The organism is Streptomyces sp. NPDC001515, assembly GCF_053597115.1.
The window spans coordinates 69,771-82,515 of record NZ_JBSFHN010000018.1 but is presented as its reverse complement, the minus strand read 5'-3'; the positions used below and the strand labels follow the sequence as shown (position 1 = coordinate 82,515).

13 protein-coding genes and 1 pseudogene are annotated in these 12,745 nt (G+C 71.9%); 1 reads left to right on the top strand and 13 read right to left on the bottom strand.

The features are described 5' to 3' along the window. Window positions 1-119 precede the first annotated feature (119 nt). Window positions 120-956, bottom strand: a complete 837-nt coding sequence (gene tsf / locus ACWCXC_RS20320) for a translation elongation factor Ts (protein ID WP_450680735.1) — start codon at window positions 954-956, stop codon at window positions 120-122. Between the two features lie 99 nt (window positions 957-1,055). After that, window positions 1,056-1,964 carry a 30S ribosomal protein S2 gene (gene rpsB / locus ACWCXC_RS20315; protein ID WP_450680736.1) on the bottom strand — a complete coding sequence of 303 codons (909 nt, stop codon included), beginning with the start codon at window positions 1,962-1,964 and terminating at the stop codon, window positions 1,056-1,058. Between the two features lie 276 nt (window positions 1,965-2,240). Between rpsB and ACWCXC_RS20310 the strand changes: the two are divergent. After that, window positions 2,241-2,783, top strand: a pseudogene (locus ACWCXC_RS20310) (peptidoglycan DD-metalloendopeptidase family protein); the annotation flags it as partial. Between the two features lie 158 nt (window positions 2,784-2,941). Here ACWCXC_RS20310 and ACWCXC_RS20305 read toward each other — a convergent pair. The 11 genes from ACWCXC_RS20305 to lepB (ACWCXC_RS20255) form a co-directional block, all read right to left on the bottom strand. Next, window positions 2,942-3,517: a TetR/AcrR family transcriptional regulator gene (locus tag ACWCXC_RS20305; RefSeq protein WP_450680789.1), complete on the bottom strand. Its 576-nt coding sequence runs from the start codon at window positions 3,515-3,517 to the stop codon at window positions 2,942-2,944. A 120-nt stretch (window positions 3,518-3,637) separates the two neighbouring features. Then, entirely contained in the window at window positions 3,638-4,474 is an 837-nt protein-coding gene (gene whiG, locus ACWCXC_RS20300; protein ID WP_450890117.1) for an RNA polymerase sigma factor WhiG, read from the bottom strand. Between the two features lie 290 nt (window positions 4,475-4,764). Next, the gene (gene dprA, locus ACWCXC_RS20295) at window positions 4,765-5,886 is read right to left on the bottom strand and encodes a DNA-processing protein DprA (RefSeq protein ID WP_450890153.1); all 1,122 of its coding nucleotides are present in this window, start codon (window positions 5,884-5,886) and stop codon (window positions 4,765-4,767) included. 461 nt (window positions 5,887-6,347) lie between these two features. Beyond that, window positions 6,348-7,970 carry a YifB family Mg chelatase-like AAA ATPase gene (locus tag ACWCXC_RS20290; RefSeq protein WP_450890116.1) on the bottom strand — a complete coding sequence of 541 codons (1,623 nt, stop codon included), beginning with the start codon at window positions 7,968-7,970 and terminating at the stop codon, window positions 6,348-6,350. After that, complete coding sequence (locus ACWCXC_RS20285) at window positions 7,970-8,329, bottom strand: YraN family protein (protein WP_450680740.1); 360 nt, start codon at window positions 8,327-8,329, stop codon at window positions 7,970-7,972. The genes ACWCXC_RS20290 and ACWCXC_RS20285 overlap by 1 nt, the downstream gene beginning before the upstream one ends. An 84-nt stretch (window positions 8,330-8,413) precedes the next feature. Next, window positions 8,414-8,722 (bottom strand): DUF2469 domain-containing protein, encoded by a 309-nt coding sequence (locus tag ACWCXC_RS20280; protein WP_003965949.1) that lies wholly within the window; start codon window positions 8,720-8,722, stop codon window positions 8,414-8,416. A 66-nt stretch (window positions 8,723-8,788) separates the two neighbouring features. Then, the gene (locus ACWCXC_RS20275) at window positions 8,789-9,277 is read right to left on the bottom strand and encodes an NUDIX hydrolase (RefSeq protein WP_450680741.1); all 489 of its coding nucleotides are present in this window, start codon (window positions 9,275-9,277) and stop codon (window positions 8,789-8,791) included. Continuing rightward, on the bottom strand, window positions 9,267-10,031 hold the full coding sequence (gene lepB, locus ACWCXC_RS20270; protein WP_450680742.1) for a signal peptidase I: 765 nt from the start codon (window positions 10,029-10,031) through the stop codon (window positions 9,267-9,269). Before lepB (ACWCXC_RS20270) ends, ACWCXC_RS20275 begins: the two co-directional genes overlap by 11 nt. Window positions 10,032-10,080: 49 nt before the next feature. After that, window positions 10,081-10,989: a signal peptidase I gene (gene lepB / locus ACWCXC_RS20265; RefSeq protein WP_450680790.1), complete on the bottom strand. Its 909-nt coding sequence runs from the start codon at window positions 10,987-10,989 to the stop codon at window positions 10,081-10,083. Beyond that, complete coding sequence (gene lepB / locus ACWCXC_RS20260) at window positions 10,877-11,968, bottom strand: signal peptidase I (RefSeq protein WP_450890115.1); 1,092 nt, start codon at window positions 11,966-11,968, stop codon at window positions 10,877-10,879. Before lepB (ACWCXC_RS20260) ends, lepB (ACWCXC_RS20265) begins: the two co-directional genes overlap by 113 nt. Continuing rightward, window positions 11,961-12,731 (bottom strand): signal peptidase I, encoded by a 771-nt coding sequence (gene lepB / locus ACWCXC_RS20255; protein WP_450890114.1) that lies wholly within the window; start codon window positions 12,729-12,731, stop codon window positions 11,961-11,963. The genes lepB (ACWCXC_RS20260) and lepB (ACWCXC_RS20255) overlap by 8 nt, the downstream gene beginning before the upstream one ends. Window positions 12,732-12,745: the final 14 nt, after the last annotated feature.

Sequence of the window (12,745 nt, the reverse complement as noted above, 5' to 3'; positions counted from 1 at the left end):
GGTGGGTCTGGTGTCCCTCAGCGGCAATGGCCTCCTCGTCAGATCTGCGGTCGTACGGCGGTGTGCGGCCGTCGACTGCACCAGACCCTATCGGGGTCCACCGTTTTTCGCGGACGGACTCAGATGCCGACCTTGATGCGCGTGAAGCGCTTCAGGCTGACACCGGCCTCGGCCAGGACCTTCTCGACGGACTTCTTGTTGTCCAGGGCGTACGGCTGTCCGAGGAGGGTCGCCTCCTTGAAGAAGCCGTTGACGCGACCCTCGACGATCTTCGGGAGCGCGGCCTCCGGCTTGCCCTCGGCGCGGGTGGTCTCCTCGGCGACGCGGCGCTCGGCCTCGACGACCTCGGCCGGGACGTCCTCGCGGGAGAGGTACTTCGGCGCGAAGGCGGCGATGTGCTGGGCGATGCCCTTGGCCAGCTCGGCGTCGGCCTTGTCCAGCTCGACCATCACACCGATCTGCGGCGGCAGGTCGGGCATGGTGCGGTGCATGTAGACGGAGACGAAGGCACCCTGGAACTGCGCGAAGCGGTCCAGGACGATCTTCTCGCCGAGGTTGGCGTTGGCCTCGTCCACGTACGCCTGGACGGTCTTGCCGGGCTCGATCTCGGACGCGAGCAGCGCGTCGAGGTCGGCCGGGGAGGTCGCGGCGACATGGGCGGCGAGCGCGTTGGCGACGGCCTGGAACTTGTCACCCTTGGCGACGAAGTCGGTCTCGCACTTCAGCTCGACGAGCACACCGGAGGTGTTGTCGTCGGAGACCAGGGAGACGACGGCACCGTTCTCGGCGGAACGGCCCTCGCGCTTGGCGACGCCCTTCTGGCCCTTGATACGGAGCGCCTCGACGGCACCTTCGACGTTGCCGTCGGCCTCGTCGAGGGCCTTCTTGCAGTCCATCATGCCGGCGCCGGTGAGCTCACGGAGCTTCTTGACGTCAGCGGCGGTGTAGTTCGCCATGAGTCTGTGTTTCTCTCTCGGAGTCTGAAAGATCTACGGGTGGACGGCGGGGGCGATGCCTGTGGCACCCGCCCCCGCCGTCTTCAGCCGTGACGGGTGTCAGGCCTGCTCGGCGTCCGCGGCCGGGGCCTCGGTGGCGGCCTCGGCGGCAGCGGCCTCGGCGGCGGGGACCTCGGCGTCGGCGACCTTCTCGGTCTCGGCGGAGGACTGGACCTCGGCGTCGGCCTTCTTGTCGCCCTCGAGCAGGTCACGCTCCCACTCGGCGAGGGGCTCGCCGGCGGCCTTCTCGCCCGGCTTCGAGTCGCCGGTCGCGGCGCCGGAGCGGGCGATGAGGCCCTCGGCGACGGCGTCGGCGATCACACGGGTGAGCAGGGTGACGGAGCGGATCGCGTCGTCGTTGCCCGGAATCTTGTAGTCGACCTCGTCGGGGTCGCAGTTGGTGTCCAGGATCGCGACGACCGGGATGTGGAGCTTGCGCGCCTCACCGACGGCGATGTGCTCCTTCTTGGTGTCGACGATCCAGACGGCGCTCGGCACCTTCTGCATCTCGCGGATACCACCGAGGGTCTTCTCCAGCTTGGCCTTCTCGCGGGAGAGGACCAGGAGCTCCTTCTTGGTGAGGCCGGAGGCGGCCACGTCCTCGAAGTCGATGAGCTCGAGCTCCTTCAGACGCTGAAGGCGCTTGTAGACGGTGGAGAAGTTGGTGAGCATGCCACCGAGCCAACGCTGGTTGACGTACGGCATGCCGACGCGCGTCGCCTGCTCGGCGATGGCCTCCTGGGCCTGCTTCTTCGTACCCACGAACATGATGGAGCCGCCGTGCGCGACGGTCTCCTTGACGAACTCGTAGGCGCGGTCGATGTACGACAGCGACTGGAGCAGGTCGATGATGTAGATGCCGTTGCGCTCGGTGAAGATGAAGCGCTTCATCTTCGGGTTCCAGCGACGGGTCTGGTGACCGAAGTGGACGCCGCTTTCCAGCAGCTCCCGCATCGTGACGACGGCCATGGCCGTTCTCCTTGAGGTGCTCGGTTGTCGCGACCGCGGGTTTGCCGTCGCGCCTGACGCCCCGACGCGCCGTGCCACGAGGGACCGAGGAGCGCGGCCACCTCCGCGAAGAGGGAGGTGGCGGGGCGTGCGAAGTCGACCCGGTGACCCGGATCGCCAGAAGAAGTGTACGGGACCCGTCGGGTGCCGGGTGACGGCGCTGTCCACAACCGGCCGGTAGTCCACAGATTTCCGCCATGATCCCCATGAATCGGGCCGGTCGGAGACCGTGTCGGTATGCGTTCCCTCACCAACCGTGACCGCCCGCGCGGCCCCCGCCCTCCGACGCGCCTGCGCGTCTGTCTGCTCGCCTGCCTGCTTCTGGGCCTGCTTCTGGGCCTGCTTTCCCGGCCGCCGGCCCCGGCGTACGGCGGGCCCGCCGTCCGTCCGGCCCTCCGGGCCGCCGGTGCCGGGACCGCGGCCGTGCCCGTACGGGCCGAGGCGCCCCCCGGCCCGGCCGGCCCCGCGGACCGGCGCGGGTGGCCGCTGGCCGGGCGGCCCGCCGTCCTGCGCGGATGGGATCCGCCCGCCACTCCGTACGCGCGCGGTCACCGGGGGGTGGATCTCGGCGCGGCTCCGGGCGCCGATGTGCGCGCGGCGGCCTCGGGCCGGGTGTCCTTCGCGGGGAGCGTGGCGGGGCGCGGGGTGGTGGTGATCGAGCTCGCCGGGACGGGCGATCCGCCGCTGCGGACCACCTACGAGCCGGTGCGCCCGAGGGTGGCGGAGGGGGACGAGGTCACGACGGGCCAGATCGTCGCGGCCCTGGCGGCCGGCCCGTTCCACTGCGCGGAAGGCTGTCTGCACTGGGGGCTGCGCCGCGCCGACGCCTATCTGGACCCGCTGTCGCTGCTGCCGCCGGAGCTGCTGCGGCGGGGGCCGTCCCGGCTGCTTCCGGTGTTCGGCGTGCCGCTGTCCGAGCCCTCGGCGGAACCGGGGCCTCAGCTCTCGGCGGCGCGGGCGCCCCGGACGCCGTCGAGGATCATGGCGACGGCCGTGTCCGCGATCACGGCGGGCTCCTCCGCCACGGTCAGTTCGATCCGGCGGACGGCCGCGTCGACGGAGCCCTGGAGCAGCATGGCGGCCAGCCGGGGCTGGTCGTGCCCGAGATCCGCGAGGGCCTCCACGATCATGGCGATCAGGCCGCCGTGCGCGGCCCGGATCTTCTCGCGGGCGCCCGCGTCGAGCTCACTGGCGGAGATGGCGACGACGGCCCGGTGGCGCCGGTCCCCGACGAGGTCCAGCTGACGCCTGACGTACGCCTCGATCTTGGCCTCGGGCGTGTCCGCCCGGTCCATCGCGCTCTCGACCTCGGCCGCCCACACGGGGAAGTCGACGGCGCAGAGCTCCTCGACGACGGCGGCGCGTGACCGGAAGTACTCGTACACGGAGGAGCGGGCGAGGCCCGTGCGTTCGGCGAGGGCGGGGAAGGTCAGCGCTTCCGTGCCCCCTTCGGACAGCAGGGAGCGCGCTGCGTCCAGGAGGGCGCCGCGCTGCATGGTCCGGTGCTCGGCCACCGAGGCCGCTCGAATCCTGGGCACCCGTCCACTCTACGGCGAGGGGTACGCGAGAGGGGGCGGGCGGTACCGGCCATTGGCCGAAGCGGTCCCGGGCGCCCGGTGGCGGGGCGGGCGGTCTCAGCGCCCGGCGTCGGCGAGCTTGGCGCGCAGTTGCAGCACCGATTTGGTGTGGATCTGGCTGACCCTGCTCTCGGTCACCCCGAGGACGTTGCCGATCTCCGCGAGAGTGAGTCCCTCGTAGTAGTAGAGCGTGACGACCGTCTTCTCGCGGTCGGGCAGGGTGTTGATCGCGCGGGCGAGAAGCCTTCTCAGCTCGCGGTCCTCGGCCACCTCCACCGGGTTGTCGGCGGCGGTGTCCTCCAGCGTGTCCATGAGGCTGAGCCGGTCCCCGCCGTCGCCTCCGACATGGAGCAGCTCCTCCAGCGCCACGACGTTGGCCAGGGACAACTGGCTGAAAACCGCGTGCAGTTCCTCCAGGGCGATGCCCATCTCGGCGGCGACCTCGGACTCCGAGGGGGTGCGCCGGAGCTTGGCCTCCAGCGTGGCGTAGGCACGCTCCACGGCACGGGCCTTCTGGCGCACCGAGCGCGGAATCCAGTCCAGCGCCCGGAGTTCGTCGATCATCGCGCCGCGGATGCGGGTGATCGCGTACGTCTCGAACTTGATGGCGCGCTCGATGTCGAACTTCTCGATCGCGTCGATCAGTCCGAAGACCCCGGAGGAGACGAAGTCCGCCTGTTCCACGTTGGACGGCAGCCCCACGCTCACCCGGCCCGCGACGTACTTCACCAGCGGTGAGTAGTGCAGGATCAGTTGCTCCCGCAGCCGCTCGTCGCCCGTGGTCTTGTACGAGCGCCACAGCTCGTCGAGGGAGGACGGGGCGGGAGGGCGCACAGTGCCACGCGCAGCCGGTGGTACTGCCGCGCGGTCAGACCCGGAGGTGTGCTGGGGCATGTGGTGCCTTGAGCCGTTCTGCCGTGACGTGCTGGGGGACGTGTGCCTGTGCCGGAATCCTCGTGAGCGTAGCGTGACTGGATTGTCGCGGTGCGCGCAGGATAGGGGATCGGGTCCGTGCGCCTCCCGGTGAACGGACGTGGACCGGCGTACGCCGCCGGGCGCGACGGCGCACCTGAGCGCGGACATGACGGGTGGCCGGGGCCGCCGCCCGGTGCGCCGGCCCCGGGGGCGTCGCCGAAGGATCCACCGAGGTCATCGGCATCACCTTTTCACCCGAATGCTCCAGGTCAAGTACCGCCTCGCCGCGCGTCGCCATTGCGCGTCGGCCGCCGCGTCAACCTCCATCCCTCGCCTTCGCGTTCGACGAACCCCAGTGAGTGCAGTTCGTACAGCTTGCCGAGCGCCTCGTCCGCGCTCGTTCCCGCGCCGCGCGCCACCTCGCGCGCGTCGGCCTCACCGCGTCCCGGCAGGGCGTCAAGTACCCGTCGGCCGACGGGATCCAGCTGGTCGCGCGGGAGCAGGGGGCCCCGCCGTGCGGGGGCCAGCTCCCCGATGTCCCCGACCAGTTCGACGATTTCGTCGGCATCGGTCACCAGGACGGCCTCGCCCCGCAGGAGTTCGTGGACCCCGGCCGAGAGTCCGCTGGTGGCGGGGCCTGGCACCCCCATGGTGAACCGGCCGAGCTGCCGTGCGCGGCGGGCGGTGACCAGGGAGCCGCTGCGGTGCTCGGCCTCGACGACGACGGTTCCCCGGGTCAGTGCGGCGATGACCCGGTTGCGGAGGACGAATCTGCCGCGCGTCGGGTGGTCCCCCGGCGGCAGCTCGCTGATGACGAGGCCCTGGTCGGCCACGCGTCCGATCAGCTCGGTGTGGCCGCGCGGGTAGGGGACGTCCACCCCGCACGCCAGCACCGCCACGGTCGCTCCCCCGGCGGCCAGGGCTCCCCGGTGCGCGGCGCCGTCGACCCCGAAGGCCGCACCGGAGACCACCACCCACCCGCGCTCGGCGAGCCCCGCGCCGAGCGTGGCCGCCATGTGCGCCCCGTACGGCGTGCAGGCGCGGGCGCCGACGACGGCGACGGAGCGCAGCGCCCACAGCCTCAGATCGGGAGTGCCGCGCACCCACAGTCCGGTGGGCGCGGCGTCACCGAGGTCGTCGAGCTGACTCGGCCACTCCCGGTCCCCGGGGCAGATGAAGCGTCCGCCGGCCGAGGCCAGTGCGGCGAGGTCCTGGTCGGGCCGGGCGGTCTCCGCCCGCAGCCGGTATCCGGCGAGCCGCCGCGCGGTCATCCCGGGCAGCCGCTCGGCCGATCCGTCCCGGGCCGTGATCCGCCGCATCAGCTCCACCGGACCGCACTCCCGCAGCCAGCCTCCGGCCCGCGCGTCCCCCGGCTCCAGGACCCGGCTCAGCGCCGCCCGCGCCCGCCGCTCCCGCTCGGGCCCACGGTCCCCCGCCGCACCGGACGACCTGGACGACCCGGACCCCGCCGTACCGCTGTCCCCGGACCACGCCGTACCGCCGTCCCCGCCCGCACCGTCCCACGCGTCCGGCGCCCTGTACGCGTCCGGTGCACCCGGTACGCCGTACGCTTCCCGCTCGCCGAACGCATCCGGTGCGCCCGACGCTCCGTGTGCATCCGGCACGCCATGCGTCTCCGGCGCCCCCCGCGCGCCGTACGCATCCGGTGCACCCGGCGCACCCCGCACGCCGTACGCACCCGACACATCCCGCACGCCGAACGCATCCGTTGCCCCCGGCGCACCCCGCACGCCGTACGCACCCGACACATCCCGCACGCCGCCGTGCGGGCCCAACGCGCCGAAGGCGTCCGGTCCGTCGCCCCTCGCGCATCCCTCCGTGCCGCGCGCCATCATGACGCCCTCTCCAGCGGGACCCCGCGCGGGATCCCGGTGCGCAGTTCCAGGGCCGTCGCGACGTCCGAGGCGTCCGGGCGGTCCGCGTCGCGCAGGTCGGCGACCGTCCAGGCCACCCGCAGGACGCGGTCCAGTCCGCGTGCCGTGAGGATGCCGCGCTCCATGTCGCGCTCGGCGGCGAGCATCGCGCCCGGTGCCGCCGCCAGCCGGGTCCGCAGCTCATGCCCCGGCACCTCGCTGTTGGTGGTCCAGGGGGTGCCCGCCAGCCGTTCCGCCGCCCGGCCGCGGGCCCGCCGCACCCGGGCGGCGACCGTCTCCGAGGACTCGCCCCGGCCGCCCTGCCCCATCAGGTCCTCGCGTCTGACCGGGTCGACGACGACCCGCAGATCCACCCGGTCCAGGAGCGGCCCCGAGAGCCGGGCCTGGTAGCGGCGGATCGACGAGGGCGGGCACTCGCATCCGGCGCCGTTGACCGTGTGGCGCCCGCAGGGGCACGGGTTGGCGGCGAGCACCATGAGGAACCGGGCGGGGAGCCGGACCACCCCGGCGCTGCGGGCCACCACCACGTGCCCCGACTCCAGCGGCTGGCGCAGCGCGTCCAGGGCCCGGACCGAGAACTCGGGCGCCTCGTCCAGGAAGAGGATGCCGCGATGGGCCAGCGAGACGGCACCGGGGCGCGGCATCCCGTTGCCGCCGCCGACCAGGGACTGCATGGTCGCCGAGTGGTGCGGGGCGCAGTAGGGCGCGCGGGAGACCAGGGGTTCGCCCGGTGGGAGGATGCCCGCCACGGAGTGGACCGCGGTGACCTCCAGGGACTCCTGCCGGGTCAGCGGCGGCAGGATGCCGGGCAGCCGCTCGGCCAGCATGGTCTTGCCCGCGCCGGGCGGCCCGGACAGCAGCAGATGGTGGCCGCCCGCCGCCGCGACCTCCAGGGCGGTGCGCGGGCGCTCCTGTCCCGCGACGTCCGCCAGATCGGGGCGGCCGCCCTCGCCGGGCGCCGGAGCCCGGTGGAGCCCGGTCCCCGTGCCGGCGCCGGGGACCATCAGCCCCGCGAGCATGGGGTCGGGGCGCCCCTGCTCGGGGGCCCGCGCTTCGTCGGGCACCGGTTCGTCGCACAGGATCGCGATGAGCTGGCGCAGGCTGCGGACGCCGAGGACGGAGACGCCGGGCACCAGCGCCGCCTCGCCCGCCGTCTGCTCGGGGACGACCACCTGCCGGTATCCGGCCTCGGCAGCGGCGAGCACCGCGGGCAGGACGCCGCGCACCGGCCGCACCCGGCCGTCGAGTCCCAGTTCCCCGATCATCACCACATCGGCGATCGACGCGGGGGAAATGCGTTCGGCGGCGCCGAGCACGGCGCAGGCGACGGCCAGATCGAAGCCCGAACCGCCCTTGGGCACCGAGGCCGGTGACAGACCGACCGTGAGTTTCTTCTGCGGCCACTGGGCGCCGGAGTTGACCACGGCAGCCCTGACCCGGTCCCGGCTCTCCACCAGGCTCTTGTCCGGCAGTCCCACCAGGGTGAACGCCGCAACCCCGGCCTCCAGGTCGGCCTGGACCTCCACCACCACGCCCTCGACACCGACGAGCGCCACCGAGCAGGCACGGGCGAACGCCATCAGGCCACCCCCCGCACATGCTCGGCCCTCGGCGCACCGCGCCTGGGCAGCACCACACCGACCAGGTCGATCCGCACCCCGCCCGGCGGCGGGCCGCCGTACCGGGCCAGCCAGAGTCCGGCCAGCCTTCGCAGACGGTCCGCCTTGACCGGGGTGACCGCGGCCATCGGATGTTCGAACCCGCCTGTCCTGCGGGTCTTCACCTCGCAGATGACGAGCGCGTCACCGTCCTTCGCGACGATGTCGATCTCGCCGGCGCGACAGCGCCAGTTCCGTTCCAGTACGGACATGCCGGACTCGGTCAGCAGCCGTGCCGCCAGATCCTCGCCGTACCGCCCGAGTGCACCCCGTGCGTTCATCTCGGCACCACCTCCGGCACCGACTGTGACGCCTCGGACCGCCCTTAGTGGATCTTGGTGGACAACCCGGCCGTTGTGGACAACTCAGCCACCCGGAAGTTCGAGATCGCTCTTGTTCAGCTCCTCGATGTTGACGTCCTTGAACGTCAGGACGCGTACCTGCTTGACGAAGCGTGCGGGCCGGTACATGTCCCAGACCCAGGCATCCGCCATGGACACCTCGAAGAACACCTCGCCCTGGACCGAGTGCACCTGCATCTCGTAGTCGTTGGTGAGGTAGAAGCGCCGTTCGGTCTCGATCACGTATTTGAACAGACCGACGACATCGCGGTACTCCCGGTAGAGCTTCAGCTCCATCTCGGTCTCGTACTTTTCGAGGTCCTCGGCGCTCATTGGCATGTTCCCCTTCAGCCGTGCGTTCCCCCATTGTGCGCCAGACCGCCGGGCTTCCCGGGTCGCTCAGGCGATTTCGGGGGCCAGGACCAACGGCGTACGCGGAGGACCCTCGTCGAGCAGCGTGCGCAGCAGCTCGGCGAGTCTGGTCGGGTACACCGTCTCACGCGCCGCCGACAGTTCGGCGGAAGTCCACCACCTCAGACCCGTGACACTGCGGCGTTCCAGTCCGGTCTGCCCGCTGGTGTCCGTCGTGGTCTGTTCCGTGCGGGCCAGGAAGTACCACTCGTCCTGCTCCCAGCGCCGCCCGTCGAAGGGGAAGGAACACATGCGCCGCCAGAGCACCGGGCCCAGTTCGACGTCCGTGATCCCGGTCTCCTCGGCCAGTTCGCGCAGCGCGGCCTGCTCGCGGGTCTCGTCGCCCTCCAGCCCGCCTCCCGGGGTGAACCACCAGGTGCTGGCCGGGTCCTCCGGTTCGAAGCCGTGCATCAGCAGGATGCGGTCGTCCGGGTCGAGGAGCACCACACGGGCGACCTTGCGGACCTCAGCGCGCATCGGTGGCCGCCATCCGCCGCGTGTTCCGCTTCGGGCCCTTGGGGCGGGAGCGGGCGGAGCGCGCCGCGAGCGGTCCGTACACCGCGCCGCCCAGAATGAGCACCACCCCAATCCCCATCGCGCCGAGCTGGAGCCTGAGTGGGCCCTCGGTGGAGATGCCGCCGGGGAGCGCCGCGAAGGAGGAGGGCCGCCCGATCATGCCGTCCAGCGGCCAGGCGACCGCGTCCACCCGGGCCTGTACGGCGCTGCGGGGCACCGAGCCGTGCGCGGCGTCCTCCAGGTGGACCCGGGAGTCCAGCGAGGACCTGCGGTCGTCGCCCAGGAGGAAGAGACTGCCCCGGGGGACCTCCGCCGTGAAGTCGTTGCCCGAGGCCGGGTCCCCGGAGCGCAGATACGGTTCTTCCACGGGTATGCCGTTGACGGTGAGCCGGCCGTCCTTGCCGCAGCAGGCGATCGTGTCGCCACCCACACCGACGACACGTTTCACCATCGGCATGGCGCCCCAGGCGGGGTCGGTGAAGACCACCACGTCGCCCCGGCGGACGTCGTCGCCGTCCACCCGCTGCGCGAGCACCCGGTCCCCCGCCTCGACGGTGGGGGTCATCGACTGCGTCGGGACCGTGTACGGCCGGTACACCACGGCCCCCCAGGCGAAGCCGCCGAGGAAGAGCACACAGCCGACGGCCACGGCCAGTCCCGACAGCCTGCTGCCGAGACGGCCGCGGCCGTCACCCGTACGTCCTGTTCCACTCATCGCAGCGTCCCCCATCGGAGATCGACAATCGCTGATCCGAGTCGGCACCCTACCCGGCGGTACGCCCGCCGGTCAGCCTCCGCCGGCGCCACAACACGAGGGGCAGCGCACCGGCTACACCGAGTGCGCCGGGGGCCAGTCCCATCGCCGCGTTGATCCCCGGCTGGTCGAAGGTCTTCGGGATCGGCAGCGTCGCCCAGCGGTTGACCGGCCACGCGATCACGAACGCCCGGCCGACCACCTCGTCGTTGGAGACGGTGCCGCCCCCGGGCAGCTCCTGGTGGTAGCGCGAGTCCAGCGAGTTCTGGCGGTGGTCGCCCATCACCCAGATCCGGCCCTTGGGAACCTTGATCGGTCCGAACGGCTCGTCGTTGCAGGGAGTGTTGCCCTCGAAGATGTAGGACGTGTCGTCGAGCGCCTTGCCGTTGACCGTGACCGGACCGTTCTTCTTGCATTCCACCGTGTCACCGCCCACCGCGATGACGCGCTTGATCAGGTCCTTCTCCTCGGCCGAGGGCATCAGACCGATGAAGCTGAGGAACTTCTGCACCACGTTCGGTTCGGGGGCCTGGCTGTCCTCCAGCCAGCCGCCCGGATCGTGGAAGACGACGACCTCGCCGCGCTCGGGTTCCGAGCCGAACCACGGGGTCAGCTTGTCCACGAGCACCCGGTCGCCCCGCTGGAGCGTGTTCTGCATCGAGTCCGAGGGAATCGAGAACGCCTGCACCAGGAAGGTCTTGATCAGCAGCGCGAGGATCAGCGCGATGCCGATGAGCAGGGGCAGCTCCTTCCAGAAGGAGCGGGGCTTCTTCTGCGCCGTGCTGCCGCTGCCCGGGGAGTCGCCGTCATGCTCCGCCGAGTCCGCCGCGTCCGCCGTCGTCCCGGCGGACTCGACATTCCCCACGCCGTCCGGCCGGTCCTCGGGTTCGTCGTGTCCGGATCGTGCGCCGACCGCCAAATCCCCCACATCCACTCCTTATTCCGTGCCACCGCCTGCGCCCCAGCCGGTGCAGGCCCACCACTCCCATAACGAGCGGGAGTTCCGCAGGGGTCGGGAGCCGGATCATTCCGTTGGGATCCTCGGACACACTATTCGACCGCGCGTCGCCCGCCGCCGTCCCGGCGCGCGGGTCCGGCACGGCGGAGAACGCCGACCGTTCCTCCAGGCGACGCCAGTGCCCGAACGGCCAGGCGATCACCACGGCCCGCCCCACCACGGCATCCTCCGGCACGGTGCCATAGGCCGTCTTGTCCAGATGGAACCGTGAATCGGCCGAATTGGACCGATGGTCCCCCATGACGAAGATTCGTCCGGCCGGAACCTTTACCTCGAATTTGATCGTGGAGGGAGAATCGCCGGGAAATACGTAGGGTTCATCGATCGCCATGCCGTTGACGACGAGCCGGCCGTCCCGCTCGCAGCACCGCACGGTGTCGCCGCCGACGGCGACCACCCGCTTGATCAGGTCCTGCTCGTCGTCGGAGGGCAGCAGACCGACGAAGGTCAGTGCCTGCTTGAGCTGCTTGACCACGACCGGTGAGTCCGAACCGCCGCTCTCCACCGGGTTCGGCGGGGGCCAGTCGGACGGGTTCGTGAACACGACGACGTCACCGCGCTGCGGCTTGGAACCGAACCAGGGCGTCAGCTTGTCCACCAGCACCCGGTCGCCGATCCGGATGGTCTGCTCCATCGACCCCGAGGGGATGACGAACGCCTGCACCAGGAACGTCTTCAGGACCAGGGCGATGAGCAGCGCCACGGTGATCAGGAGGGGTATCTCCCGCACCGCCGACCTGCGTCGCTTCCGCTTCACCTTGCGGGCCAGCCTGCGGCGCTCGGCGCGGGTGGGCAGCGAGCGCGGGGTCGCCGGGCCGGGTCCGGTGCTCGCCGGCGCCCCCGGATCGACGGTGCCGGGCCGCCGCCCCCGGTTACCCATGGCCGGCCCCCGCCGCGTCCGTACCGTCGAAGGACCCGGTCCGCGGCACGGAGCCGACCCGTCCCAGCGGCCAGCCCAGCCAGTCCGCCCGGCCGATCACCCGGTCCACCGGCACCATGCCGCCACCGGGCTCGCCCAGATGGTCGCGGGAGTCGCGGGACTTGGCCCGGTGGTCGCCCATCATCCACAGGGTGCCGTCGGGCACGACGATGTCGAAGGGCGCCAGGGACGGCGCGTCGCCCGCGTACAGATAGTCCTCGTCCACCGGCCGGCCGTTCACCTCGACCCGTCCGCGTCTGTCGCAGCAGACCACCCGGTCACCCCCCACGCCCACCACCCGCTTCACGAAGTCGGTCTCGGCGGGCTCCGCGAGTCCCAGGGAGGCCGCCGCTCCGTGCAGCAGCCCGACGACGGGATTCTCCTCGGGCGGCTCCTGGACGAAGGATCCGGTCCCGTCGAAGACCACCACGTCACCGCGCTGGGGTACGGAGCCGAAACGGTACGCCAGTTTGTTGACCAGCACCCGGTCCCCGACCTTCAGCGTGGGTTCCATCGAGTGGCTGGGGATCAGGAAGGGCTGCACCACGAAGGCGCTGAAGAGCAGCACCGCCACCGCGCAGAAGACGCCGAGGGCGAGGGTGCGGCGCCAGGACAGCGAGGGCGCGTACCGGCTCCGGATACGCGAGAAGCGCGACCCCTCCTCCGATCCCGTCGCGGGTGCGGAGGAGGGGTCGCGCTCCTGGGGCTCTGCTTCCGTGTCCATCGGGGCCAGAGCTT